At 71.0% G+C, this 25,086-nt stretch carries 23 protein-coding genes and 2 pseudogenes; 12 read left to right on the plus strand and 13 right to left on the minus strand.

Translation table 11 applies throughout. From position 1 onward, the window contains the following. Positions 1–31: 31 nt before the first annotated feature. The gene (locus tag QEZ54_RS07340) at positions 32–1,006 is read right to left on the minus strand and encodes a membrane dipeptidase (protein WP_281303715.1); all 975 of its coding nucleotides are present in this window, start codon (positions 1,004–1,006) and stop codon (positions 32–34) included. A 490-nt stretch (positions 1,007–1,496) separates the two neighbouring features. Between QEZ54_RS07340 and QEZ54_RS07345 the strand changes: the two genes are divergently transcribed. Next, a complete protein-coding gene (locus QEZ54_RS07345; protein WP_281303716.1) occupies positions 1,497–2,231 on the plus strand; it encodes a spermidine synthase in 735 nt (244 codons plus the stop codon). Between the two features lie 128 nt (positions 2,232–2,359). Here the strand turns inward: QEZ54_RS07345 and QEZ54_RS07350 are convergent, their stop codons facing one another. Next, positions 2,360–2,485 carry a hypothetical protein gene (locus QEZ54_RS07350; protein WP_281303717.1) on the minus strand — a complete coding sequence of 42 codons (126 nt, stop codon included), beginning with the start codon at positions 2,483–2,485 and terminating at the stop codon, positions 2,360–2,362. Between the two features lie 197 nt (positions 2,486–2,682). Between QEZ54_RS07350 and QEZ54_RS07355 the strand changes: the two genes are divergently transcribed. Both QEZ54_RS07355 and QEZ54_RS07360 read left to right on the plus strand, forming a co-directional pair. Further along, positions 2,683–3,801: a DUF4185 domain-containing protein gene (locus QEZ54_RS07355; protein ID WP_281303718.1), complete on the plus strand. Its 1,119-nt coding sequence runs from the start codon at positions 2,683–2,685 to the stop codon at positions 3,799–3,801. 104 nt (positions 3,802–3,905) lie between these two features. Next, positions 3,906–5,174 (plus strand): PKD domain containing protein, encoded by a 1,269-nt coding sequence (locus tag QEZ54_RS07360; RefSeq protein WP_281303719.1) that lies wholly within the window; start codon positions 3,906–3,908, stop codon positions 5,172–5,174. A 46-nt stretch (positions 5,175–5,220) separates the two neighbouring features. Here the strand turns inward: QEZ54_RS07360 and QEZ54_RS07365 are convergent, their stop codons facing one another. Further along, on the minus strand, positions 5,221–5,460 hold the full coding sequence (locus tag QEZ54_RS07365) for an RICIN domain-containing protein (protein ID WP_281303720.1): 240 nt from the start codon (positions 5,458–5,460) through the stop codon (positions 5,221–5,223). 108 nt (positions 5,461–5,568) lie between these two features. On the opposite strand from QEZ54_RS07365, the gene QEZ54_RS07370 reads away from it, so the two are divergent. Further along, positions 5,569–6,252 carry a hypothetical protein gene (locus QEZ54_RS07370; RefSeq protein ID WP_281303721.1) on the plus strand — a complete coding sequence of 228 codons (684 nt, stop codon included), beginning with the start codon at positions 5,569–5,571 and terminating at the stop codon, positions 6,250–6,252. A gap of 135 nt (positions 6,253–6,387) precedes the next feature. On the opposite strand, the pseudogene QEZ54_RS07375 reads toward QEZ54_RS07370, so the two are convergent. Further along, positions 6,388–7,032, minus strand: a pseudogene (locus QEZ54_RS07375) (MOSC domain-containing protein); the annotation flags it as partial. Positions 7,033–7,243: 211 nt separating this feature from the next. On the opposite strand from QEZ54_RS07375, the gene QEZ54_RS07380 reads away from it, so the two are divergent. The 3 genes and pseudogenes from QEZ54_RS07380 to QEZ54_RS07390 form a co-directional block, all read left to right on the plus strand. Next, on the plus strand, positions 7,244–8,023 hold the full coding sequence (locus QEZ54_RS07380) for a class I SAM-dependent methyltransferase (protein WP_281303722.1): 780 nt from the start codon (positions 7,244–7,246) through the stop codon (positions 8,021–8,023). A gap of 145 nt (positions 8,024–8,168) precedes the next feature. Next, a complete protein-coding gene (locus tag QEZ54_RS07385) occupies positions 8,169–10,589 on the plus strand; it encodes a tetratricopeptide repeat protein (protein WP_281303723.1) in 2,421 nt (806 codons plus the stop codon). Between the two features lie 57 nt (positions 10,590–10,646). Continuing rightward, a pseudogene (locus tag QEZ54_RS07390) lies at positions 10,647–10,820 on the plus strand (transcriptional regulator); the annotation flags it as partial. Positions 10,821–10,997: 177 nt separating this feature from the next. Here QEZ54_RS07390 and QEZ54_RS07395 read toward each other — a convergent pair. Beyond that, entirely contained in the window at positions 10,998–11,798 is an 801-nt protein-coding gene (locus QEZ54_RS07395) for a methyltransferase domain-containing protein (RefSeq protein WP_281303725.1), read from the minus strand. A 428-nt stretch (positions 11,799–12,226) separates the two neighbouring features. On the opposite strand from QEZ54_RS07395, the gene QEZ54_RS07400 reads away from it, so the two are divergent. Further along, positions 12,227–12,862, plus strand: coding sequence for a GNAT family N-acetyltransferase (locus QEZ54_RS07400; RefSeq protein WP_281303726.1), 636 nt, complete (start codon positions 12,227–12,229; stop codon positions 12,860–12,862). Between the two features lie 163 nt (positions 12,863–13,025). Here QEZ54_RS07400 and QEZ54_RS07405 read toward each other — a convergent pair whose 3' ends face one another. From QEZ54_RS07405 to QEZ54_RS07425, 5 genes are read right to left on the minus strand one after another with little or no spacing between them, the layout of a single operon-like run. Beyond that, complete coding sequence (locus tag QEZ54_RS07405) at positions 13,026–13,481, minus strand: DUF4178 domain-containing protein (RefSeq protein WP_281303727.1); 456 nt, start codon at positions 13,479–13,481, stop codon at positions 13,026–13,028. Then, on the minus strand, positions 13,478–14,623 hold the full coding sequence (locus tag QEZ54_RS07410; protein ID WP_281303925.1) for an FAD-dependent oxidoreductase: 1,146 nt from the start codon (positions 14,621–14,623) through the stop codon (positions 13,478–13,480). Before QEZ54_RS07410 ends, QEZ54_RS07405 begins: the two co-directional genes overlap by 4 nt. Next, a complete protein-coding gene (locus QEZ54_RS07415) occupies positions 14,518–16,173 on the minus strand; it encodes a class I tRNA ligase family protein (protein ID WP_281303728.1) in 1,656 nt (551 codons plus the stop codon). The genes QEZ54_RS07410 and QEZ54_RS07415 overlap by 106 nt, the downstream gene beginning before the upstream one ends. Positions 16,174–16,184: 11 nt before the next feature. Further along, a complete protein-coding gene (locus QEZ54_RS07420) occupies positions 16,185–16,520 on the minus strand; it encodes a cupin domain-containing protein (RefSeq protein WP_281303729.1) in 336 nt (111 codons plus the stop codon). Then, the gene (locus QEZ54_RS07425) at positions 16,498–17,844 is read right to left on the minus strand and encodes a SidA/IucD/PvdA family monooxygenase (protein ID WP_281303730.1); all 1,347 of its coding nucleotides are present in this window, start codon (positions 17,842–17,844) and stop codon (positions 16,498–16,500) included. Before QEZ54_RS07425 ends, QEZ54_RS07420 begins: the two co-directional genes overlap by 23 nt. A 135-nt stretch (positions 17,845–17,979) precedes the next feature. On the opposite strand from QEZ54_RS07425, the gene QEZ54_RS07430 reads away from it, so the two are divergent. Then, positions 17,980–18,639 carry a pyridoxamine 5'-phosphate oxidase family protein gene (locus QEZ54_RS07430; protein ID WP_281303731.1) on the plus strand — a complete coding sequence of 220 codons (660 nt, stop codon included), beginning with the start codon at positions 17,980–17,982 and terminating at the stop codon, positions 18,637–18,639. Between the two features lie 30 nt (positions 18,640–18,669). On the opposite strand, the gene QEZ54_RS07435 is transcribed toward QEZ54_RS07430, so the two are convergent. Further along, positions 18,670–19,377 carry a hypothetical protein gene (locus QEZ54_RS07435; protein ID WP_281303732.1) on the minus strand — a complete coding sequence of 236 codons (708 nt, stop codon included), beginning with the start codon at positions 19,375–19,377 and terminating at the stop codon, positions 18,670–18,672. A 161-nt stretch (positions 19,378–19,538) separates the two neighbouring features. On the opposite strand from QEZ54_RS07435, the gene QEZ54_RS07440 reads away from it, so the two are divergent. Continuing rightward, positions 19,539–20,498: an NAD(P)-dependent alcohol dehydrogenase gene (locus QEZ54_RS07440; RefSeq protein ID WP_281303733.1), complete on the plus strand. Its 960-nt coding sequence runs from the start codon at positions 19,539–19,541 to the stop codon at positions 20,496–20,498. 167 nt (positions 20,499–20,665) lie between these two features. On the opposite strand, the gene QEZ54_RS07445 is transcribed toward QEZ54_RS07440, so the two are convergent. Both QEZ54_RS07445 and QEZ54_RS07450 read right to left on the minus strand, forming a co-directional pair. Beyond that, a complete protein-coding gene (locus QEZ54_RS07445; protein WP_281303734.1) occupies positions 20,666–21,061 on the minus strand; it encodes a hypothetical protein in 396 nt (131 codons plus the stop codon). Positions 21,062–21,090: 29 nt separating this feature from the next. Further along, positions 21,091–23,100, minus strand: coding sequence for a hypothetical protein (locus QEZ54_RS07450; RefSeq protein ID WP_281303735.1), 2,010 nt, complete (start codon positions 23,098–23,100; stop codon positions 21,091–21,093). A gap of 241 nt (positions 23,101–23,341) precedes the next feature. On the opposite strand from QEZ54_RS07450, the gene QEZ54_RS07455 reads away from it, so the two are divergent. After that, positions 23,342–24,166 (plus strand): fumarylacetoacetate hydrolase family protein, encoded by an 825-nt coding sequence (locus tag QEZ54_RS07455; protein WP_281303736.1) that lies wholly within the window; start codon positions 23,342–23,344, stop codon positions 24,164–24,166. 30 nt (positions 24,167–24,196) lie between these two features. Beyond that, positions 24,197–25,084 carry an alpha/beta hydrolase family protein gene (locus QEZ54_RS07460; protein ID WP_281303737.1) on the plus strand — a complete coding sequence of 296 codons (888 nt, stop codon included), beginning with the start codon at positions 24,197–24,199 and terminating at the stop codon, positions 25,082–25,084. Positions 25,085–25,086 lie beyond the last annotated feature (2 nt).

A 25,086-nucleotide genomic window follows, 5' to 3' on the forward strand; every position in this document is an offset into this window, starting at 1 on the left:
CCAGGACCCCGTGCCTTGTCGGATCGGCCAGCTACCGCCAGACCTGGCCCGCGACTCGACGGAAGTTCCCGCCGAGGATGCCCTCGACGGCGTCGAGCGGATACCCACGCTTGATCAATTCGGCCTCGACACCGACGGTGGTCTCCGGTTCGACGAACCGGATCGTGCCCCACCGGGTGTACTCCTCGGGGAACAGATCCGGGTTGGCCTCCAGGTCGACCTGCAGATCCTCGGCGTCGAAGCTGTAGTCGCTGCCGATCCCCACATGCTCCCAGCCCACCAGGTCGACGGCGTAGTCGATGTGCGCGACGAACGCGTCCATGGTCGCGGTGTTCTCACCCAGGAAGATGCCCACCCCCGGGATGCCGATCACCCCGCCGGTCGCCGCGCAGTCCCTGGCCTGCTCGTCGGTGATGTTGCGGACGTGGTCCCAGACGCCCTTCATCGCCGAATGCGAGTAGATCATCGGCCGCTCGCTGACCGCGGACAGGTCCAGGCCGGTCCGGATGCTGCAGTGCGAGCCGTCGACCAGCATGCCGACCTCGTTCATCCGGCGGACCAGGTCCCGGCCGTAAGCCGTCAGGCCGGTGTCCTCGGAGTCCAGGCAGCCGCAGCCGGCGGCGTTGGCAGTGTTGTACGTCGGCAGCAGCGCGCGCACGCCCAGCGCGTAGAAGGTCTCCACCATGTCCAGGTCGCCGTCCAGCGGACGCGAGTCCTCGAGATCGAAGGCCACGACGGTCCGGCCGGCGGCGCGCGCCGCATCGACATCGGCGACACCATCGGCCAGCGCCAGGTCGGGATGCTCGCCGATCTGTCGGCGGAAGTCGTCGAGGAAGCCCAGCGACATCTGCTTGGTGTGCGGGGCGTAGCCGACGTTGACGCAGATGTACGAGCCGCCCGGCCGGCGGTAGCGCAGGATGTCGCCCACGTCCGCGCCGGCCGCCAGGGGCAGGCAGGTGTGCTGCTCCCAGAACAGCCTCGGTGTCGTGCTCGCAGTGGCAGTCACGTCGAACCTCCTCGAATGGGTCGAACCGTCGCATGGAATCGGAACCCGGCCCGCCACCATCGACTGGCCGGGGTGCGGCAGAGCGCCGCCGCGCCGCGCCGATCAGGGGCGTCGGTTTCCGCCGAGGCACGGTAGCCGGGAGGACCCGGCTTGTCCCTGTGCCGGCCACCAGGCGATCCGAATGAGGTTTGTCCGTTCGGCCAAACGCCGCCCACCCGACTTCCCGGCCAGGGCGGCCTGCCGTGCTGTCCGCCCTGCCGTCCGGCGGCCGCCGGTCATGACACGGCGGCCAGGCCACTCACCACCGGCCTGGCCGCCGGGACTGTCACAACGAGCCGTGCGATGCGGGTTCTTCCACCCGGCTCCCGCGATCAAGTCGGCCCGACTCCGGACGACGCGCCGTGCCGGTCGGCTGCTCGTGCCCCGTCTGCGGGTACCCTCAGCGCCAGCGCCCCCGTCCCGGGCGGCCCTGCGGATCGAGGATGTTCGGATGGGCCTGCGGTTTCAGGAACTGGGCTGGCGGCAGACCCCGATGGGCCAGATCAGCCTGCGCCGCCGCTGGGATCCACAGTTCGAGACCGAGGTGTACGAGGTCAAGCTCGACGACGACTTCCTGATGTCCAGCCTGTTCACCGTCGCCGAGGTCGAGGTGGCCCGCCTGGCGCTGGCCGAGCTGAGCCCGGCCGACTTCGGCGCCGAGGCTCTCGACGTGGCCGTCGGCGGACTCGGCCTGGGCTTCACCGCCCTGACCGTGCTCGAGGACGACCGGGTCGGCTCGCTGCTGGTCGTCGACGCGCTCGCCGACGTGATCGAATGGCACGAGCAGGGCCTGATCCCGGCAGGCGCGACGCTGACCGCCGATCCGCGCTGCCGGCTCGTAACCGGTGACTTCTTCGCCCTGACCGCCGGCGCGGACGGCCTCGACCCGCAGTCGCCCGGCCGCCTCTTCCACGCGATCGTCGTCGACATCGACCATTCGCCCAGCCACCTGCTCCACCCCAGCCACGCGGACTTCTACCAGCCGGCCGGCCTGCGCCGGCTCGCCGAGAGGCTGCACCCCGGCGGCGTGTTCACCCTGTGGTCCAACGACCCGCCGGAGGACGACTTCACCGCCCGGCTCGCCGAGGTCTTCACCGAGGTCCGCGCCGACGTCATCGCCTTCGCCAACCCGTTGCAGGACCGGGACTCGACCAACACGGTGTACCTCGCGAAACGCGCCGGGTAGGCGTCACGACGCCCGGCCCGCATCCGCAGGGCGGGTGGAGTCAGGCGTACGCCTCGACCGACCGCAGCGAGTAGCCGTATCCCGTGCCCCGTGCCGTGCCGTTTACGCGTGGTAGCGGCCGGTGCCGGTCAGCCCGGTGGGGTCGTCGGTGCCGTGCCGCCCGCCATGGTGGCCATCACGCCGCACTCCCGGCAGATGGCGCACGCCGCGGCGCCGAACACGGGGCGGTGTTCGTCGAGCGCGGACCAACTCATTTACCGACGTCACTTTGAGCTGACGTTATATCGCGCGCCCGCAGGACGCAGTCGGCACGCCTCTGCCTGCTCGACCACCGGGTCGGGCAGCGCCGATCCTCGCTCTGCGGCAGCCCGACGCGCAGGGTGTCGATTGACAAGTGTCAAATGAGGCGGTTCACTGCTCCGGGCAGTAGCGATCCGAAGAAAGGCCGGTCATGACACTCCGACGTCGATCGTTCCTCGGCAGGGTCGCGGCCACGGGGGTCGCCGCGGCGGTCCTGCCCGCGGTGGCCCTGCCCCGCCCCGCCCAGGCAGCCACGTGGAAGAAGCGCCTCACCGGCGCAGACCTGGACACCAACAGCCGCTGGCGCGTGGCCGGCACCGACCTGGGCATCCCGTACGTGCTGGAGAACGGCTCCATCGGCTACCTCTTCGGCGACACTTTCGACACCCCGTGGCCAGAGGGCCCGCCGCTGCCCAACGACTGGCGCTCGCCGGTGATGCTGCGCTCCAACATCCATCCCGGCGCGGCCGGCGGGATCGTCTTCGACAGCGCGGCCCGGGTCGGCGGGAACGGCCGCGCCCCGGAACTGATGCGCAACGGCCACAACGGCATCGGCATCGACGGCCTCTGGGAGGTCACCGTCATTCCGAACGACGGGATCAGCTTCCCGGAGACCGGACGCCAGCTGATCTCGTACATGAGCATCGAGAACTGGAACTCCGCCGGCCCGGCCGGACCGCAGTGGAGGTCCCGCTACGCCGGGCTGGCCTACTCCGACAACGGCAACGACTTCCTCCGCACCTCCCTGAAGTGGTGGAACAACGGCGGCAACACCGACCCCTTCCAGATGTGGACGATGCAGCGCGACGGGGACTGGGTCTACGTCTTCTCGGTGCGTTCGGGCAGGCAGGACGGTCCCATGATGCTTCGGCGGGTTCGGTGGGACCGGCTGTTCTACCCCGAGTCCTACGAGGGCTGGGGCTGGAACGGCAGCGACTGGGGCTGGGGCCGCCCGTGCACGCCGATCCTGAACGGCCGGTTCGGCGAGCCGTCGGTGCGCCGACTCGCCGACGGCACGTGGGTGATGGCCTACCTCAACTGCGTCACCGGCTGCATCGTGACACGCACCGCCGCCGGCCCGGACCGGGCCTGGACGGCCGAGAAGATCCAGGTCACCCCCTGGCAGGAGCCCGCGCTGTACGGCGGCTTCATCCACCCCTGGTCCAGCCGTGCCGCCAACGGCCTGCACCTGATGGTCTCCAAGTGGACCAGGACACCTGACGGCCGCAGTACCGCCTACCACGTCAGCCAGTTCACCGGCTCCGTATGACGCCGCGACGCCACGTCGCATCCTGAGACCCGGGAGAGCCGGCACCGTACGGGGGAAGGCGCCAGACGCCGACACCGGCGATCACGTCCGATCGTTGGCAGAGCATGCGCAGAAACATCCCAGGTCGGCTCGCCGTACTCGCCGCCGTCGGCGCGCTGCTGGCGGCGACCGGGCCGGCGTACGCCGTACCGGTGCCGACGGGGGTGGTCGGTGCCGACCCGGCCGACTGGACCCCGCACATCACCGACGGTGAGGTCTGGGCCCTGGCCCAGGTCGGTGACACCGTCGTGGTCGGCGGACACTTCGACACCGTCACCAGTGCCGACGGCAGGACCACCTACCGGCGCAAGAACCTGATGGCCTTCCGGCTCGCCGACGGCGCCGTGTCCGACTTCGCCCCCGATGTCGACGGTCCGGTCTACGCGCTGGCCACCGGCCCCGCCGGCACCGTGATCGCCGGCGGCGACTTCGGCAAGATCAACGACACGGCCCAGCGTACGGTCACCCGGCTCGACCTGGCCACAGGCGACGTCGTCCCCGGATTCGCCGCACCGGTCAAGGGCGAGGTCTTCACGCTGGCCCGCAGCGGCAGCCGGCTGTACCTCGGCGGTCGGGTCTACGTCGACGGCCGGACCGGCAGCCGCGGCCTGCTCCGGCTGGACGTGGCCACCGGCGCGGTCGACAAGACCTTCGACGTCGAGCTCACCGCCCCAGCCGGCCGGCCCGTCAAGGTCCAGGACCTGACCATCTCAGCCGACGGCACCCACATGCTGGCCCTGGGCACCTTCACCCGAGTCGGCGGCCAACCACGCTCGCAGGCGGCCATGTTCGACCTCGCCGGCCCTGCCCCGGCCCTGAACGGCTGGCGCACCGACTTCTACGGCGCCGACGCGTGCAGCGACGACTTCAACACCTACCTGCGGGCCGCTGACTTCGACCCCACCGGCGCCTACGTCGTCGTCGTCACCAGCGGCCACTCGTCCCGAATCGGGCTGCCCTGCGACACCGCCGCCCGGTTCGAGACCGCCCCCGCCACCCGCCGCCCGACCTGGATCAACTACACCGGCGGCAACTCCCTGTACGCCGTCGAGGTCACCGACGCCGCGGTCTACGTCGGCGGTCACCTGCAGTGGCTGGACAACCCGTACGGCAACAAGACCAAGGGCGCCGGAGCCGTCGACCGAAAGGGCATCGGCGCGATCGACCCGGCCACGGGGCGGGCACTGCCCTGGAACCCGGGCCGTACCCGCGGCGAAGGACTGCGGGCGTTCCTGGTCAGCGGCAGCGGCCTGGTCGTCGGGTCCGACACCGACCAACTCGGCCATGAGTACCACGGCCGGATCGGGCTGTTCCCCCTCGCCGCGCGTGGTTGACTCGGGGCCGTCGACGCGACAGCCCTGAGAATCACGTTCGCCGGAGTCAGACTGCCACGATGGTCCGCTGGTTGTCGGTGTGGGTGTTGGGGGCCCACAGCGCGCAGACCGACCCGGCCGTGGTGCTGCCCGTACCATCGAGTGCGGTGCTCGTGCCGCGGTTGACGATCCGGTAGCGGCCGCTGCCCATCGGGTTGAGCCGCCAGTGCTGGTTGACCCCGCCGTTCCACGCCGACTGCCGGCACGGCGCCCCGTTGGCGGTGTTGCCCCAGCTGTCGGCGACCATCCCGTTGGTGCGGTGTGGGGGCGGCGGTGGGTGTCGGATGGGCGGCGGTTGGCCGGCGGAGACGGTTAGGCGACTGAAGGCGCGGGCCGTCGCGCCTAGGCTGCCCGCATGCGCCGTACCCCTCGCCTGATCCTGATCGCGGTCTGTGTGCTCGCCGCCGGCACCGGCTGCGGCTCCGACAAGGGCGATCCGGTCGCCGCGCCCACCTTCGGCACGGTGGTCAGTCCGAGCGCCGCGCCCGAGTCGGCGGTCCCGTCGCCGGCGCGCTCGTCGGCCCGGCCGTCGCCGGCGGCGCCGTCCTGGCCGTCGCCCGCCGACTGCGTCTCCTACGACCCGAACAACCTGACCGTGCAGTACGAGGCAGGCATCCACCAGGTCATGGACGGTTCGAAGGTGGTGGCGCGGGTGCACGGCGGTCCCGGTGAGGTCATGGGGGACCAGGCTCTCGCCCTCGCGCAGCGGTATAAGCGCCACTGCTTCACCGGCCGCGGCAACGGGCGCGAGGATGCCAATGCCTACGTCTTCGACTACTGGCGCGACCCGTCCGGCAAACGCACCACCATCGCCGGTGAGGACGACGCCTGCTCCTCCTACGATCGGGGCAACCTGCAGGTCAACGACATGGGTGGTGGCCAGGGCTGGCGGGTCAAGGACGACGACAACGTGCTGCACCTGTTCGACGACGAGTCCGACGCCCGCGCCGGCCGCCTCGTCCTGGCCAAGTACGGCCGGATCTGCCGCATCGGCAACCCGCCCGACGACGACCAGGACTACCTCACCTACGGCAAGTGAGAAGCGCGCCTACAGCGGCGGCGAGCCCGGTGGCCGCATGTCGACGCCGAGTTCCCGTTCGGCGGTAGGGACGGTGTCGGCACCAGGTGTTAGGCCGCTCACCCGGCGCCCGCGGCTGGCACGCCACCGGACGAGCCGCTGTGCGAGCAGCTCACGCAGGTCGTCGGGCAGCCCGCCGACCTCGACCAGGCCGGGCAGCAGCTGCGGCTCGGTGGCGAACGCGCGGAAGGCTCGGGCGATCGTCACCCCGTGCGCCGGCCGGCCCTCCACCGTCACCGGATCGCCCGCCCACACCTCTCCCGGTTCCAGCACCCGCAGGTAGGCACCCGGGCGCACGGCCCGGGAGAAGGTCTTCATCCAGCGGGGCTCACCCATCCTGCGCTGGAACGTGATGCCCGGGACACGGCCGAACACCGGCTGCAGCACCAGCCGCGGACCGACCCGCCACCGCTCGCCGATGACCGCGCCGTTGACGTCGACGCCTTCGGTCGTCAGGTTCTCACCGAACAGCCCGTTGGCCAGCCGTCGGCACAGCCGCGCCTGCCACCAGTCGTAGTCCTCCCGCGCGTAGGCGTACACGGCGCGGTCGTCGCCGCCGTGGTGCTCGATGTCGAAGATCTGGTCGCCGACCAGGCCGCTGTGCGAGCCTGCCGTCATCGGCCCCGGCGCCCGCACGGTGACGAGGTGGTCGACCGGACGCTTGACGATGCCCGTCAGGCCCACGCCCGTGACCGGGTTGCGCTCCGGCACCGCCAGGTTGACCGACCCGATCCTGCTCATACCAGGCAACATACCGATGCCGGGGCAGGCTCGCCTGTCCATTTCGCTCCGCTCCGCGCCGCTGCCGGGCCCGCCCTCGCCGGCGATCTGGGATTTGCGTGAGCGATCGCTTACAGCCCCGGCGGCGGGAGCTGCCGTCGAGCGGCCTCCGAAGATCGCGGCGTCGTGAATGATCTCGTCTTCGTGACCGGCCGGGACCTATCGTCGAACAGTGAAGTATGCCGATGGAGTCCTCGGTAAGGGCACCCCGACCGAACTGGCTCGCCTACGGGCACTGGAAGAACTGTGCGACCCGATCTCCAAGGAACTGATCACACGCCTCGGCCTGGCACCCGGATGGCTCTGCGCGGACGTCGGCGCCGGGGCGGGCTCGGTGGCCGGATGGCTGGCCGAGACGGCCACCGTCGTGGCGACCGACCTGGACACCCGCTTCCTGACCCCCGGCGAACGGCTGACCGTGCTGAACCACGACGTGACAGCTGACCCGGTCCCCGGCGGTCCGTTCGACCTCGTCCACGCGCGCTTCCTGCTCGAGACGCTGCCTGAGCCCGAGGCGGCCGTCGGGCGGCTGGTGCAGTGGCTGCGCCCCGGCGGCCACCTGGCGGTGATCGGAGTGGACCTGACGGTGTCGGCGCTGACCCCGCACCCGGAACTGCGAGCGGTGACCAGCGCCCTGCTGGAGGTGTTCCGCGAGCAGATGGGAACCGAGCCGACGTTCGGCCGGCGCCTGCCGCCGCTGCTCGCGGCCCGCGGCCTGACCGACATCCGGATGGAGGTGCATCCGCTGCTGGTCGGTGACGGTGGAGCGGGGGAGAGGGTGATGCGGGCGACGTTCGAGCAGGCCTTCGGCACGATGGTGGCAACCGGGCGGCTGACCGCCGAGCAGGTCGAGGAGAGCAGGGCCTGGTTCGGGCGGCCCGGGCATCTCGACATCATCGCGCTGATGCCCGTCGTCTGGGCACGCCGCCCGGGACCGTCACCCCACCACTGACGCGACGCCCGACCGGCGGGCGGCCGCGATCGAGCAACTGTCGCACCGGTCAATACTCTGGAGGTCAGGCGGCTGACCGGCGCTTTGTCGGTGGATGGTCGGCGTCTCGCTCCCGTATGGTCCTCGCAGAGGGACGGGGAGGTTCATGTTCGGTTCGATCCTGCGAGAGCATCGGGCCCGAGCCCTCCTCACTCAGGAGGAACTCGCCGCCCGCGCCGGTGTGAGCGTGCGGCACCTGCGTGAGATCGAGTCCGGCCGGGTGCACTCGCCCCGAGTCAGCACGGTGCGTGCGCTGGCGGACGCGCTGGGGTTGAGCGAGCCGGACCGGGACCGCTGGCAGCGAGCCGCCCGCGAGATGGTCGGCGAACTGCCGGATCCTGCCCACCCGGGACCGCACCAGGCGGTCGGTGACGGGCAGGAGGCGCCGCGGCCAGCGGACACCGAGGATCCCGTCGTCCGGCAAGGCGCCGACGGTACGCCCCATCCGCACCGAGAGGACCGCCTCTCGGCGACGCCGGCGCCCTGGCGACCCGTCCCGGCGCTGCTTCCACCGGACGCGTACGGGTTCACCGGGCGCACCGAACCGCTCGCCCGCCTGGACGCCCTACTCGCCACGGTGGCGGCCGAGCAACCGACCGCGGTGCCCATCTGCCTGGTCAGCGGTGCCCCCGGCGTGGGCAAGACGACCCTGGCGGTGCACTGGGCACACCGCAACAGGCAGCGCTTCCCCGACGGTCAGCTCTACATCGACCTGCTGGGGTTCACGGCGGGACAGTCGGCGGTCGAGCCCACCTATGCGATCCGCCGCCTCCTGGATGCCCTCGGCGTACCGCCCGGGCGGATACCGGCGGACACCGGCGCGCAGCTGGACCTCTACCGGATGACGCTCGCCGGGCGGCGGCTTCTCGTCCTGTTGGACAACGCCCGCGACGTCGCCCAGGTACGTCCGCTGCTGCCGGGCAGTCCCACGACCATGGTGATCGTGACCAGCCGTGACCAGCTCACCGGCCTCATCGCGGGCAACGGGGCGCATCCGGTCGGTCTGGGCACCTTCAGCGAGGAGGAGAGCCACGAGTTCCTCCGCCGGCGGCTGAACGACGGGCGGGCCGACGCGCAGCCACAAGCCATCGAGAACATCGCGCAGCGGTGTGCCCGGCTGCCGCTGGCGCTGGCGATCGTGGCAGCGCGCGCTGTCCAACAGCCCTCCTTTCCGCTGTCCGCCTTCGCCAGTCAGCTCGCGGACGACCGCAGGCGGTTGGACCTCCTCACCGCCGACGAGGCCGACACCGACCTTCGCGCTGTCCTCGCCGACTCGTATGGCGGCCTGGACACCGCGTCGGCACGCTTGTTCTGCCTGCTCGGAGCCTGGCGGGCACCGGAGGTCACGGTTGCCGCCGCGGCCAGCCTGGCCGGGCTGCCACCCGACGGCGTGGAGGCGCTGCTGGCCCGGCTTGTCCGGGCACATCTGGTGGTGGAGCGCGCGGAAGGCCGATATCTCCTGCACGACCTGCTGGCCGCCTACGCCGCGGAGCTGTCCCACGAGCGACTCGACGAGGCTGAACGCGTCGAGGCGGCGCATCGGGCCCTCGACCACTTCCTCCACACCGCGGCGGCGGCAGCGGCCGTCCTGCGACCGCAGCGGCAGCTGCCGCCGCTGCCTGTCGCGCGGCCGGGCGCGGTGGTCGAATCCATCACGACGATCGGAGCGGCGTTCGCCTGGTTCGCCGGCGAACTGCCCACGCTGATGACGGCGGTCGGCATCGCCGGTGTGCTCGGATTCGACCAACACGCCATGCTGCTGGCCCAAGCGGTGCAGACCTACCTCTTTCGACAGGGGCTCCACGACGAGCAGGTCCACGTCCAGCAGACGGCGCTGGCCGCCGCGCAGCGCCTCGGCGACCGCCCGGCAGAGGCCCGGGCCTACCTGTCCGTCGCGCACGCCTTAACGTGCGGCGGACGCCCCGACGAGGCGTTACGACACTTCAATCAAGCTCTCGCGCTCTACCGTGAGGTCGATGACAGCCAGGGACAGGCGCAGGCACATCGGCACATCGCCTGGCTGCACGAGACCCGCGATCACCACCGAGAGTCGCTGCACCATGCCGAGCAGGCGCTCGTCCTCTCCGCCGCCGCGCGCGACGAACTCGGTGTCGCCGAGGCACTGAACCTGGTCGGCTGGTATCACGCGATGCTCGATGACACCGTCGCCGCACAGATCTACTGCCGACGCGCGCTGGCGCTGCACCGCCGTCTGGACAACCCCGCGGGTGAGGCGAACACCTGGGACAGCCTGGGCTACGCGCTCGTCCGCGCCAACCTTCACCGTCGCGGGATCTCGCACTACCAGCGTGCCCTCCGGTTGTTCCGCGCCGTCGGCGCCCGCCTCGACCAGGCCGAGGTTCTGGATCACCTGGGCGACGCCCACGCCGCCGTCGGCGAGACCGCGAACGCCCGCCGCTCGTGGCGCGAGGCGCTCGCGATCCTGGAGACCGTCGACCCAGCCAGGATGCCCGACGTACGGGCAAAACTCAGCCTCCTCACCCGCTCGGCCTCGCCGCCCTGGTGACCGGGCTGCTCGCCCACCGCAGAGCCGTGCAGACCAGCCACCGGCCATGGTCGCCGTCAGGAAGTCGGCCTGGTGGTGACGGAGAAGGTCGGGCGGACGCGGCAGTGCCGCCTGGGCGCCGAAAGACTCGACGAAGCGATGACCTGGATCGGCTTCTACCAGCGGCTCTGGGAGCGTCGCCTCGACGGCCTCGACGCCTTCCTCACCCTCCAGAAAGGAACCCGACCGTGACCGGGCAAACCTCCGACCTCACACACGCCAGGTGGCCCGTGTCCGGTCCCCGGCTGGACACGGGCCGCTGGCGTCAGGCGGAGGTGGGCTTCCAGCTCGCGTGGAGAAGTCGGCCGTGGCAGGCCGGTCGGTGGCATTTGCCTGCGTAGGGACCTGCCGTGGCGGACGGTCGCGGTGTCATGCCCTTCCTGCTGCGGCCGTCGCGACGCAGATGATGTGGGGGGAGTGGATGCTGAACGGCGACAGGTCGTAGTCGCCCCAGACGGCCGTGGGCGCGAATCCGCACTCGGCCAGCATCGCCATGAGCTCGTGGGCGCTGTAGACCCGGTAGTCCGCGGCCACTGTTCGCGGCTGGTCGCCGACCGAGCGGATCTCCCACCGGATGCGGCTCGTCGCCGGGTCGAAGCGCTCCTCGTGCAGGTAGAGCCGGCCGGTGGAGGAGTCGAAGTTGCGGATCACGAAATCGGTCTGGTCCACGCCGAAGGCCACACCGGTCTGACGGAGGAACCAGTCGCGGTTCATCACGTCGATGAGCACCTTTCCGCCGGGGGCCAGCACGCGGTGTATCTCGCGGAGCACGCCCGCGTTCTCCTCGTGCGACGGGAAGAAGCCGAAGCTGGTGTGCAAGCTGACGACCGCGTCGAACGAACCCGGCTCGAGCGCCCGCAGGTCGCGCATGTCGGCTTGGACGAACCTGGCGGGCTGATGCGCCGCCTGCGCCCGCAGCCGGGCGCGATCGAGGTACTCCTCGACGAGGTCGACTCCGGTGACGGTAAACCCGGCCGCGCTGAGCCGTACGGCATGGCGGCCGGTGCCGCAGGCGAGATCGAGGAGGCGGGCACCCGGTTCGAGCCGCAGCGCGGCTGTCACGCAGCGGCTCATGTCGTCGGCGACCGCGTCATCGCGCAGTTCGATGTCGGAATCGACGTAGATCTCAGTGAAGAATGTCGTCCACCAGGTCGCCGGGGCTGCCGTCATGAGGTGACCGCCCCGGTCGCCGGACCGGTGTCCCGGCTGGGCTGTCCGTCCGGTGGCAGGCACCGGACCCTTCGCGCCCCGCCGGGCGCCGCGCGAGGCGCGAGGCGCGGGTAGACCGCGCCCCCGTCGTTGTCATCGATAGTCACCGGTTGATATTAGCTACGTCGTGAGTGCGCACCAGAGCCGCAGCCATCTGCCCAGCGCCGTCGTCCCTCGCCCCGCCGCAGGTCGGGCTGAGCACCTCAACCTGCCCGCCGGCCGAGGCCGACCCGGTCCAGTGCCACGAGCGCTGCAGTGTGCCGCCGGGCAGCCGCGAGAGGCTGCGGCGATCTGGTGCCAGCTGCCCCGGAGCTTTCGAAGCGTTGCCAGGCGCCGGACTCCGTAAATCGGACTGACCGGCCATCCGACCCACGAGTACCCTCGTGCAGATGATCTCGCATGAAGTCACTGATGTACTCCGCGGCTGGGCAAAGGGTCTGGCTGCGGTCAGGCGCAACTCGGTACCCGTCGAGACCCCCTGGGGCCTGCGGATCGACGAGGTCCGGCCGAAGACCCGCGCCCGCTGCCTGGTGTTCCGCGACGACCTCGACGCGGTGCGCGGCGCGGCGAACGACGCGACCGCTCCGCACGGTGTGGTCATCGTCGCCGCCGCCGAGGACGCGGCAGCGGCCGTGCTCGGGCCGGCCTGGCACAGCACGCCGCCAGAGCCGATCATGACGACCACGCTGCGGTTGGCCCCGTCGAGCGTGCCCGCCGGCTACGACCTCAGCACGACGATCGACGCGGGCGTCATCCACGTGCGCGTACATTCCGACGGGGAGGTCGTCGCGGCGGGTTACACCGCCGTGGTCGACGGTGTCGCGGTCGTGGACCGCGTCGGCACCGATACCGCCCATCAGCGCCGCGGCTTGGGCACAGCGGTGATGAACGCACTGACCGTCGCAGCCATGGACCAGGGCGCTGCGAGCGCCGTACTCCATGGGACAGAGGAAGGACGTGCGCTCTACGAGGGCCTCGGCTGGCGACTGCACTCGAACATCACGAGCTTCACCCACGCGGTATGACTCCGCCGACTGCGGCGGCGGGCGAGCACGGCCGACCCGGCTCGCGGCGCGCGAACCAGTTCGGACGGCGCGGACCTGGCGGCGGCTGCTCGCGTGATGAACCGGGACAGTGCTGACGGCCCAGCCGAGGTGAGCACACGCGCTCCTGCGGCCGCAGGTCCGTTCACAACGGGGTGATCGCCGCCGGATCGTGGTGTTCGCGGCGGTACCCCAGCCACACCGGGCCGTCCTCGCTGAACCATTCGGTGGCCGCCCGGATGCCGTCGCCGACGTAGTCCACGAAGTGGAGCACGCCCTCCCGGTCGGCGCCGAGCTGTCCGGCGAGATCGCCGACCACGGTGTATCGGGCGCTGTCGCGCTCGACCTCCCGCAGCGGCACACCCCCGATCCCGGGGGCGGCCGGGTCGAAGCCCAGTTCGCGGGCGTCGCAGCGCTGCCACTGCGCCGTCTGCGCCCCCGTCGGGAGCAGTTCGACGGCCAGCCAGGTGTACTGGCCGTCTCCGGCCATCAGGTACTCCGACCAGCGCTGCGTCGTCGACACCGCGTCGAGGCGGGCCTGCACTGTCCACCTGCGTCCGTCGATGAGGAACGCGCTGCCGAGGGCGTGGGCGGCTGTCACGGGTCACTCCTGCCGGATAGGGCGAATCGGGGCGGTGGCGGCGTGGCGCCGGCCAGGGCGTCGGCGGCGTGCCGGGCGAGGCTGGGGCCGTGTTTGAACCCGTGCCCGCTGTCGCCGCCGAGGAACCATACGTGGGGGTGGTCGGGGTGGCGGTCGAGCAGGAAGTCACCGCCGGGGCGGTCGGCGTACCCGCACGGCTCGCGCCGGACACGGCGGCCGCCGAGCACCGGCAGATGCCGGTGCAGGTACTCCGTGACCTGGTCCGGCGACTGGTCGGCGGCGTCCAGGTCGGGCACCACCTTGACGGATCGCCCGTCGGTGCCGGGTACGCCGTAGAAGCCGCGCACGTGGTCGAGCCACGCGGGCTGCCCGGGCGCGGTGAACGGTCCGGCCGCCGGGACCCGGAACACGTCGTGCGCGACCGGCGTGACGTCGGTGCGGCCGGGGAACAGCTCCGGCAGCGCACGGCCGACGGCCCACACGATCCGGTCGGCCGACAGCTCCCGGCCCCGCCACCGGACGGCGGCACCGGCCGGGGCGGCGGTGCCGCGCAGGAAGCGCACGCCCCGGGCGGCGGCGCGGGCGCGCAGGGCCGCCATCGCCCGCGCGGCCAGCAGGACTCCCGCATCGGGTTCGGCCAGCGCGGGGCCGCCGAGCCCGGCGAGGGCGGGGTAGCGGGTCCGCAGCTCGGCTCCGTCCAGCGGCCGCGCGGCGACATCGAGCTCGCGCAGGGTGCGAACGGTGTCGGCGAGCCACGCCTCGGTGCCGAACGACACGACGCCGACCGGCTGGAAGAGGCGGCTTCGTGTCTCCGCCTCCAGCTGCCGCCAGTGCGCGCGGGCCTCGTCGGCGGAGGCGGCGTACCAGGTGTCGGTGCCGTGCGCGCAGCGCAGGATGCGGGTGTCGGCGTAGGACGGCGACCGGGTGCCGGTGCGGTCGCGTTCGACTACGCGGACCGTCCAGCCCCGGCCCGCGAGTTCGGCGGCGAGGCTGAGTCCGAAGACACCGGCGCCGATGATCAGAGCGCGGTCACCGGTCAGGACTTCATCACCGTCTGTTCGAGGTCGCCGGGCAGGCGGGTGAAGAACACGGCCGTCGTGTCGACTTCCTGCCCGGCGGGCGGCGGGTCGGTGCCGATCCAGCGGGGTGCTCCGGCTTCGCCGAGCGCCGTCCACAGCCGCTGCGCGAACTCCGGCATCAGCGGGTACGCGACCTGCGCGAGCGTCCGTGCCGCCGCGAGCTCCGCCGCGACGGCCGCCGCCGCGACGGCCAGTCCGGCCGATCCGGTCGCCTCGGCGCTGAGCCCGAGCTGGGTCGTGCGGCGGCTCTGTGCGGCGGCGAAGTCGACAGCCTCGGCGACCAGGCGCACCAGCCCCCGGGCGGCACGTCGGGTGGAGAACCCCGCCGCGTCGTACGCCGAGAGGATGTCCTGCGCCACGGTGTCCAGACGCAGCAGGAACTCGTGCTGGCTCCGGGTCGCGGCGGCGAAGGACGGCACCCGGCCGCCCGCGGCGGTGACCCGTTCGAACAGCGCCGACAGCCACCCCTGCCAGTTCTCGGCCAGTTCGCCGTCGGCGAGGGCGTGGAACCTGTCCCAGCCGAACGAGGTGCGGGCGACCTCGGGCCGGTCGTGGGAGAGCACGAACCGCACGACGCTGCCGGGCACCTGCGCCAGCAGGTCGGTCGCCCAGATGGCGTGGCGGCGGCTGGTGGAGAACTTGGTGTCGCCGAGCAGGTAGAACTCGTTGGTCAGCAGCGCGGACGGCAGCTTCAGCCCCGGGTCGTAGGCCATCATCAGGGCCGGGAAGAGCACGGCGTGGAAGTATCCGTTGTCGAAGCCGAAGAACTGCACCACCTCGGCCCGGTCCCAGGCCGAGCGCCAGTCCGCCGTGGTCGTGGCCTGTGCCAGCTCGGCGAAGTAGCCCGGGACCATCTCGCCCCAGACGTAGATGCGCTGGCCGGGGTGGCCGGGCATGGGCAGGCCCCAGTCGGTGGGGTGGGTGACCGGGATGTCGGGCAGCCCGGCGGCGAGCATGTCGGCGCAGAGCGCCTCCAGCTGCGGGCTCATGACGGTGCTCGCGTGGTAGGCGCGCAGCCGGTCGGCGTACTCCGCCAGGGGCAGGACCAGGCGGGTGCCGAGCCGGGTCGTCGGAACGGACTTGCACACGTTGCAGACGGCGTCGACCAGGTCGCTCACGTTGTTGGGCAGCGCGCAGTTCTCGCAGGAGTTGCCGTCGCAGGCGACGCCGCAGTGCGGGCACCGGCCGGTGAGGTGCGCCTCGAAGAGGTAGCGGTCGCAGGTCGCGCAGTGCGGCAGCGGTTCGGTCACCTCGCGCAGGGCACCGCGTTCGTCGAGGCGGGCGAAGAACTCCGTCACGATCCGGGTGTGCTCGGGGGTGTGCTGCGGGCGGACCACCGCGGCGGTGGCGAACGCGGCACTGGTAAAGATCTCGGCGATCTCGTCGGCGTACCCTTCGGCCATGACCAGCGGGTCGACGCCCTCGCGGCGTGCTTTCGCCGGCACGTAGCTCTGGTGCAGGTCCGATCCGGTCACGTAGTACGCCTCGCCGCCGCGCAGCCGGGCCGCGCGGGCGTACACGTCGGCACCCAGGTAGGGGCCGCTGACGTGGCCCAGGTGCAGGTCGCCGTTGGGGGTGGGCGGGGCGGCCGTCACGGCCGTCAGCGATCGCATGCTCAGCTCTCTCAGAGGTCGATCGGGCCGTGTTCGGCGGGCCAGTAGACGGACAGGAAGACCAGCCGCTCGGTGGCGGAGGTGTTGGCGACGTGGTGCCGGCTCCCAGCCGGGATCAGCACCGACGTGCTCGCGTCGACGGGGCAGGACTCGTCGCCGATGGTCATCGTGCCGGTGCCGGACAGGAAGACGAAGACCTCGTTCTCGGTGTGCTCGTGCGGCTCGGTGCTGCCGCCCGGCTCCACCACCGCCCGGCCGACGCCCCACGGGGCCAGCTCCTCGCCGCCGTGCGGGTAGAGCTGCTGGTACCGGATGCCGTACGCGTCAGACAGCTGCGTGTCGTCCATGCGCCGGATCAACATGACGCCTGCCTCCCCTGCCGAACGTGGTGAACGCGGACCGCTCCGACAGGTCGAAGACGTTCTTGCCGGTGACGCTGTTGAGGATGGTGGCCGACCGCCACGCGCCTAGTCCCAGGTCGGGGGCGCTGGCGCCGTGGGTGTGCCGCTCGGCGTTCTGGACGTAGACGGCGCCGCCCAGGTCGTCGTCGAGCACGAGGCGGAACTGCTCGTCGACGCGGGCACGGCCGGCGCGGTCGCGGACGAGCCGGTCGGCGAGCCCGCGCAGCAGCGCGTCGGCGGGGCGCTCGGTGTACCCGGTGGCCAGGACGACCGCGTCGGTGGTGAGCGTGTCCGGTTCCCCGGTGAGGACGTCGCGCAGCCGCAGGAGCACGCCGTCGGCGCCGATGTCGGCGCCGGTCACCTCCGTGCCCGGGCGGAGCAGCACGTCGGGCCAGCCGCGGCCGATGCCGTGCTGGTACAGCTCGTCGTAGACCAGTGCGATCGTCTCGCTGCTGATGCCCTTGTACAGCCGCCATTGCCGGGCCAGGAGCGCGTCGCGGGTGGTCTCGGGCAGCCGCTGGAAGTAGCGGGAGTACTCGGGGGCGAACTGCTCCAGGCCCAGCTGCGAGTACTCCATCGGCGTGAACGCCTCGGTGCGGGCGAGCCAGTGCAGCCCCTCGCTGCCGGTGGGCCGGGCGCGCAGCAGGTCGAGGAAGACCTCGGCGCCGGACTGGCCGGAGCCGATGACGCTGACCCGGCCGGCGGCGGTGAGCTCGTCCCGGTGGGGCAGGTAGTCGGCCGAGTGCACGGCGGTGATCCGGTCGTCGGCGAGCAGGTGCGCCAGGGCCGGCGGCACGACGGGTTCGGTGCCGATGCCGAGGACGACGTTACGTGCCGCGACCGTCTCGACGGTGCCGCCGTGCTCGACGGTGAGCTGGAAGAGTTCACCGTCGTGTACGACGGCGGTGACGGTGCTGCCGAAGCGGCACGCGTCCAGCTCCGAGGCGGCCCAGCGGCAGTACGCGTCGAACTCCGCCCGGTAGGGGTGCCACTGCTCGGCGAAGTAGAACGGGAACAGCCGCCCGATCGTGCGCAGGTAGTTGAGGAACGACCACGGGTTCGTCGGGTCGACCAGGCTCACCAGGTCGGCGAGGAACGGCACCTGCAGGGTGGTGCCGCCGAGCAGCAGTCCGGGATGCCAGCGGAACTCGGGCTGCCGCTCGAAGAAGACGGTGCGCAGTCCGGGAACGCTGTCGGCGAGCGCCGCCAACGAGAGGTTGAAGGGGCCTAGCCCCACTCCGGCGAGGTCGAACGGCTCGCGCGCGGACATGCCTGTCCTTCCTCCCGTGTTCAAGGACCTTGGCAGTCTCCCGCACGATCATCGATCAATGCAAGTGGTTCGTTACCTCGGACACGCCGGGTGGTCATGGCAGGCGGTCACCCGGATTCGATACCGTACCCGCTCATGGACATCGTCGAGACCGAGCGCACCCGGCATCGGCGGCTGCGCGAGCAGGGCAGCCACGACCGGGAGGACCTGCTCGCCATCCTGCGGCAGGGCTTCGTCGCCCACCTCGGCGTCACCGTCGACGGCGTACCCATGGTCCTGCCGACCGTGTTCGGCCTGGACCCGGCCGGCGACGTCGTCTACTTCCACGGCTCCGTCGCCAGCCGCAGCATGCTCGCGGGGCCGGAAACCACGGTCTGCCTGACCGTGACCCACGTCGACGGCCTGGTCCTGGCCCGATCCGTCTTCGAGCACGGCGTCAACTACCGCAGCGCCATGCTCTACGGCGTGCCGCGCCCGGTCACCGACGACGCGGAGAAGCTCGCCGGGCTGCGCGTGCTCACCGAGCACATCACCCCCGGCCAGTGGGACTACGTGCGCCAGCCCAGCCGCAAGGAGCTGGCGGCGACCGCACTGCTGGCGCTGTCCACCGTGGAGGCCTCGGTGAAGATCCGCACCGGGCCGCCGACCGACGCCGACGGCCCCGACGGCGACCTGCGGGTGTGGGCCGGGGTGCGACCCGTGGCTCCGGCCTGGGGCCCGCTCGTGGCCGACCCCGAGCTGGGCGCCGGCATCGCGGTCCCCGACCACCTGCGGGCCGAACCTCACATCCGCTGACGCGCGGTCGGCAGACCGGTCGCGCCCGCCTCAGGCAGCCGGGCGGTAGTGCTCGAGGTAGGCGCGCTCCTGGCCGTCGAACTCCTCCAGGTCGTCGCCGGAGCGGTTCCAGATCTGGTTCTCGATCCAGAACCGGAACGCGAACTCCTCGAACGAGGCCGCGCACCAGACGAGGGCCGCGCGCTGACGGTCCGCATCCTCCAGGAAGGCGATCAGGCGCTCGTCAGGTTCACCGGAGTCGCGGTCGGCATACAGCTCCTCGTACTCGTAGTAGGAGAAGACGACGAACGCCTCACCCGTCGGCCGCAGGTAGAGGTACCAGATCACGCAGTCCTGCTGGTCGCGCAGGAAACGCACCAGCCACGCCCCGTCACGCAGCGGGCTGGGCAGCGGCCGGGAGATGTCGGTCCAGCAGGCCGTCACCGACACCTCGTCCAGCGCCTGGTGACCGCCGCCGCGGGTCTGGAACGCGACGAAGTCGGCGGGTAGCGCCAGGCCCAGCCCGGCGAGCTCGGCGGACACCTCGTCAAGCAGCTTGACCTGCTCGTCGACCGGATCGCCCAGCTCGCCGAACCAGTCGAACGCGCCGGTGAACCGGCCGGGCTCCAACGGCGGGACGCTGTCGATCGGATACCGCTCGTACGTGCTGGCGCATGGGCGGAAGTCGCCGAGGTCGGTGGCGCACCAGGCGGCGTCGAAGCCGCCGTACGCCGCTGCGCTGGGGGAGGTCTGGGACACGCGTTCCTCGCTACGTCGGATGCGGGCGGACGGGCGTCACCTTCCCACCCACCCCCGACAGGACGGCGGCAGGCGTCATCGCAGCGGTGACCGTGAGGTCGAGTGCTTGTATCGGGGTGCTAATGATGACGGGAGTTCGCCGGGTACTGAAAGGATTGGGCATGTCGATGCGAGCGGTTGTCTACGACCGTTACGGCCCGCCGGACGTGCTGCGGATCGAGAACACTCCGAAGCCGACTCCGGGCACGGGCCAGGTGCTCGTCAAGGTCGCGGCGACCTCGGTCAACCTCAGCGACTGGGAGACCCTGCGAGGCTCACCGCTGTATTCGCGCATCGGTGGACTGCGCGTCCCCGCACGCCGGATACTCGGTTCGGACATCGCCGGCCGGGTCGACGCGGTCGGCCCGAATGTCACCCGGTTCCGGCCCGGTGACGAGGTGTACGGCGACAACCTCATGCTCAAGGGCGGCTTCGCCGAGTACGCGATCGCCCCCGAGGCGGCGCTGGCCCACAAGCCCTCGGCGTTGAGCTTCGCCGAGGCGTCGGCGATTCCGCAGGCAGGCGTCATCGCACTGCAGGGCACCGCCGGGGCCGTGGCCGGGCAGCGGGTCCTGATCAACGGTGCCGGCGGGGGCTCGGGCTCGTTCGCTATCCAGCTGGCCAAGCGGCTCGGCGCTGAGGTGACCGGCGTCGACAACGCGGACAAGCTCGACTTCATGCGGTCGGTCGGCGCGGACAGGGTGGTCGACTACCGCAGCGAAGACTTCACCCGCAGCGGACCTTACGATCTCATCCTCGACCTGGTCGCGCACCGGTCGGTGTTCGCGTACCGCCGGGCGCTGGCCCCCGGTGGCCGCTACCGGTGCGTCGGCGGATCGGTGCGAGCGCTGCTGCGGGTACTGACGGTCGGCGCGGCGATCGGTCGGCTCACGCACCGGCGGCTGGGCGTGCTCGCCGTCAAGGAAGGGCCGACGCATTTCGAGCCGGTCGCCGAGTTCTGCACAGCGGGCGACCTCAGCATCCGCATCGACCGCACCTTCACCCTCGACGAGGTGCCCCAGGCACTGGCCTGGGTGGGCGAGGGACACGCCCTCGGCAAGGTCATCGTGAGCGTGAACTGACCAGGACGGCGCGGCCGGCGGCCGGAGTACCGACGGCCCTCCTGCCGGAGGGGCCGTGGAACGACGATTTCGCCGAGAAGTAGCCGTGCCTTGGTCAGGCAAGACCTGCCGGACGGCGTACTTCTCGGCGAAGCGCTGCCCGCCGGTAGACGTTGGTCGTCGGCGGGCTACAGGTTGTTGATTCGGGCGACCAGCTCCGCCTCGGTCAGGTTCTCCAGCACCGCGTCCTGCTTGCGCCCGAGGACTGCGATCAGCTTCTCCTTCTCCAGCTTCTTGGCTGCCGCCGCCTTCGCCGCCTGGTCCTCCGCGAGGCGGTAGGCGATGACGTGCTTGACGACCTCCAGCTTGGTCTCCAGGGCCGCCTTGGCCGGATTTGCCTCGGTGGCCACGAAAGACTCGGTGTCGACGGCTTTGAGCTCGGCGTTGACGGCCTTGGCCACATCGTCGAGGCTGAAGCCGGACTTGGCGGTCAGCGGAAGCTCCCACAGCTGCTCCGTGGTCAGCAGGCCCTTGGCCGACGGGTAGCGGAACTTCTCCCGCGTGGCTTTCTCGAAAATGGTCATGGTGGCCTCCCGGAGGTCTGGACAGGAAATCAGAACTGGATGCTGATGAGGTGGCGCCGACCGCCGGACATGGTCACCTTCGCGATCACAGAGTTGCGCAGCGTGGAGCTGAAACCGAGACCGGACAGCTGATCCGGGGACGGCTCGCACTTGGTGCGGTCGCCGAGGACCTCGAACACCTTGCGGTGCGGTTGCAGGTCGCCGCGGAGGAACTCGTTGTAGATCCCCCGGGCCGGCTGGTCGTTCACGCACCCTTTCAGGATGAAGAAGTAGTGGCGGTTGCCGACCTCGCTCTCGTCGAAGTGGTTCGGCGAGTACATGACCGTGGACACCGGCACGAACTGTTCGGTGGTGATGCCCCAGACGTCCTTGCCGGTGCTGCCCTGCTTGATGTCCTTACCCGGCCGGAAAGCCGCGATCACTTCGTCGACGACCGTCATCCGGCCCACCTCGACGGTCTCCTTGTGGCCGACCGCCCGCTCGTGGCTGTAGTGCTCGATCTTCCCGTTGCTCTCGGTCTCGATCACGAAGCCGACGTGGGTGCTCTCCCGCTTGTGGTACTGGTTCACCTCGATCCGGTACTCGCCGTCGGGGATGTGGCCGGTCCAGGTGACGTTCTCCACCGGCTCGCGTGAGAAGGCCCCGCCCGCGTTCATGTCGACGTCCAGCTTGTTGCGCTTCTCCCGGTACCAGATGTGGTCCCCGTTGGGTTCGAAGACGTGCAGGTCGAGGTCGTCGTGGTTGGACCACGACAGGCTCACCCGCAGCTTGCCGGTGACGTTGCCACCCGCCCGCTTGACCTTCTCCTTGATCGAGTCGGTGACGTTGCCGCGGTAGGACCAGGCGAAGTCGTTGTCCCAGGTGAACAGCCGCGGGGCGGCCGGGTTCCGGCCGGTGGTGAGGCTGACGAAGTGCGGTTCGTGGCTGTTGGCGACCCACAGGTCGATGGCCGCGGCGCCGGGCAGGATGTCTTTCATGAAGGTGACCACGGGCATCTCCTCGGGCTTCGCGTCGCGAAGGCGCGCACCTGCGGAGCTGGTCGTGGCCGCCTGCATGAGCAGCCCTTCGATGCCGTCCTTCATCCGCGCCTGCGTGTCGTTGTCGACCCACAGCACATTGGTGACCGACACGTCGGACAGCCGGGCGAACCGCCGCTGCAGGGACTCCTCGATGCCCAGCTCGTCGATGGTCTTCATGGCGGCCTTGACCATGGCCGGGGTGATCAACGCGGTGGGGCGCTGGTAATTCTGCGGTGCGACCTTCACCTCGAACGACCGGACCGCCTGCTCCAGGTCGACGCCCGCGGAGAGATCCTGGACGAGGGTGCCGATGACCGTGTTGCGGAACCGGGCCGCCGGGTTCATGGCGTTGGCGAAGACGAAGGCCCGCCCATCGGCCGCCTGCGTCCACCGGTTCTGCAGCGACCGGAACTCGGTCACCGCCCGGCGGTGCTCCGTGCCGCGGTAGAGAGCGTTGTCGTCGATGAGGTCGACGACGGTGTCCAGCGCATGCTGGCTCAGCTCGGCCAGGCCGCGCTGGAACACCTGCACCGCGGCGTCGAAGGCCCCCCGGGCCGCGCCGACGTCCTTGGTGCGGTGCCGCTTCTCCACCCGGCCGTGCAGGTGGTGCCACACCTCGACCTGGCCGTCGCGCAGCGCCCGGGTGGTCTTCGTCCCGTACTGCGCCTCAGCGGACCGGAAGACGCTGGACAGCGGCAGCGAGCGGACGAACTCGTCCATCGCGGCGGCGACGACGGAGAAGACCGGATCGGATGCCGACACACCGGACCAGACGGTGCGCACCCGCCCGTCGTGGATCTCGACGACGTTGCCGAAGTTCTTGATGAACCCGCGGCAGGTCGAGCAGTCGTACTCGGACCGCTCACGGAACCGGAGATTGGTGCCGGCGGGGAAGGAATCGAGAAAGGTGAGCCAGAGTGAGTCCCGGTCAAGGCCGTCGCCGACGACGTACAGCTCGCCCTTGGACATCGCGGACAGGCGGGTAGTCACGTCCGTCACGAACTGCTGGAAATCATCCACCGTGTCATCTCCCTAGATCAGCGGAGATCCTATGGGGCGCATGCAATCGATGAAACGGATTTCCGGCCGTCCGCAAGGTCGCCGACGGGTGGCGACCGATGCGGTCGACTCGGGGAAGGAGTTGACGGAGGGTTGCTGTTATCACATATAGCGTCTAGCGTGAACGCGCAGGGCTCGACGGAACGGCGCTGCTCGGAGCAGTGGAGGCGGTAGCGTGCGCGTTTACAATCTTGCCGGTCGGTTGACGCTCGGTGTCGGAGCCGAGGCTGCGGTCGACGTCGAGACGGCCAGTGAAGGGCGGTTCACCGCCGACCCGCAGGCGGTCTACGCTCGGTGGGACGACTTCCTCGCATGGGCCCGCGCCTACCGGGGCCCGGCCACGCACGTCGTCGACGAGGCCCTGCTACTGGCGCCCGTGCCCCAGCCGGCGCAGGTCTTCGCGATCGGGCTCAACTACCGCGAGCACGCAGCCGAGGCGGGCCTGGCGCTGCCCGACCGCCCCGTGGTGTTCACCAAGTTCCCGGCGTCGGTCACCGGCCCGCACGGCCACATCGAGCGGCCGCCCGGTTCGGTGGACTTCGAGGCCGAGCTGGTCGCGGTGATCGGACGGCGGGCCGACCGGGTCGCGGCCGCCGACGCCTGGGACCACATCGCCGGTTTCACGGCCGGGCAGGACCTGTCCGAGCGGGAGCTGCAGTTCGCCGGGTCGGCCCCGCAGCAGTTCAACCTGGGCAAGTCCTACCGGGGATTCGCGCCCATCGGTCCGGCGCTGGTGACGCTGGACGAGTTCGCCGACCCCGGCGACCTGGAACTGGGCTGCGAGGTCAACGGCAGGCGGATGCAGCAGGCCCGCACCGCCGACATGATCTTCTCGATCCCGCAGCTGGTGGAGTACCTGTCCGCGGTGCTGCCGCTGCTGCCGGGCGACCTGATCTTCACCGGCACGCCGAGCGGCATCGGCTGGGCCCGCCAGCCCCGGCAGCTGCTCGAAGTCGGCGACGAGCTGGTCACCTGGATCGAGACGATCGGCCGGATGCGGCACCGGTTCGTGGCCGCACAGCGATAGCGACAGACCCCTACATCCCAAGGAGCAACGATGGCGCAGACGTTCAACGACATACGCTTCGACGTGGACGGTGTGACGATCACGGCCCTGACCAAGGGCCGGTCCGGCGACGACAAGCCGGTCATCGCGGCACTGCACGGCGGCACCTACACGGCCAGGTACTTCGACGTCGACGGCTCCGGCCACGGCTCATTCATGGATGTCGCCGCCGACGCGGGCTACCAGGTGATCAGCTTCGACCGTCCCGGCTACGGCGGCAGTACGCCCCTGGACCCGCCGGTCAACACCTTCGAACGGCACGCGCAGCTGCTCAACGACGCGATCGGCCAGGCGGCCGGCGACCGGCCGGTGCTGCTGGTCGGGCACTCGATCGGCGGCATGATCGCCCTGATGGTCGCCGGCCGGCCGAACGGCTTCCGGCTCATCGGCGCCTCCGTCACCGGCATGGGCGCGGTCATCCGCGCCGGCGGCGCGGCGCACGCGCTGGCCTCACTGCCCGCCGACGCGACCGTCGACCTGCCCTACGACCAGCGTGACCTGGTCATGTTCGGGCCCGAGGGTACTTTCAGCGCCGAGGGCGTCGCCCAGGCCCACGGCGCGTACGCGCCGGTGCCCGTCCGCGAGCTCATCGCCGCCCCGCAGTGGGCCGACGACATCCTGCCCGGCCTGGCCCCTCGCATCCAGGTGCCGGTGCACAACGCGCTGGCCGAGTACGACGCGCTGTGGGACAGCACGCCCGCCAACGTCGCCACGTTCGCCGGTCTGCTCACCGCCGCGCCGTTCGTCGAAGCGAGCATCGCCCGCAGTGTCGGGCACAGCATCGACCACCACATCCTCGGCCACGCCCTTCACCTGCGCCAGCTGGCGTTCGCCCAGGAGTGCCAGCTGTGGGCGCGGCGGCAGGACCAGGGAAACTAGCC

The organism is Catellatospora sp. KI3 (assembly GCF_029948125.1).
Classification (GTDB): Bacteria; Actinomycetota; Actinomycetes; order Mycobacteriales; family Micromonosporaceae; genus Catellatospora.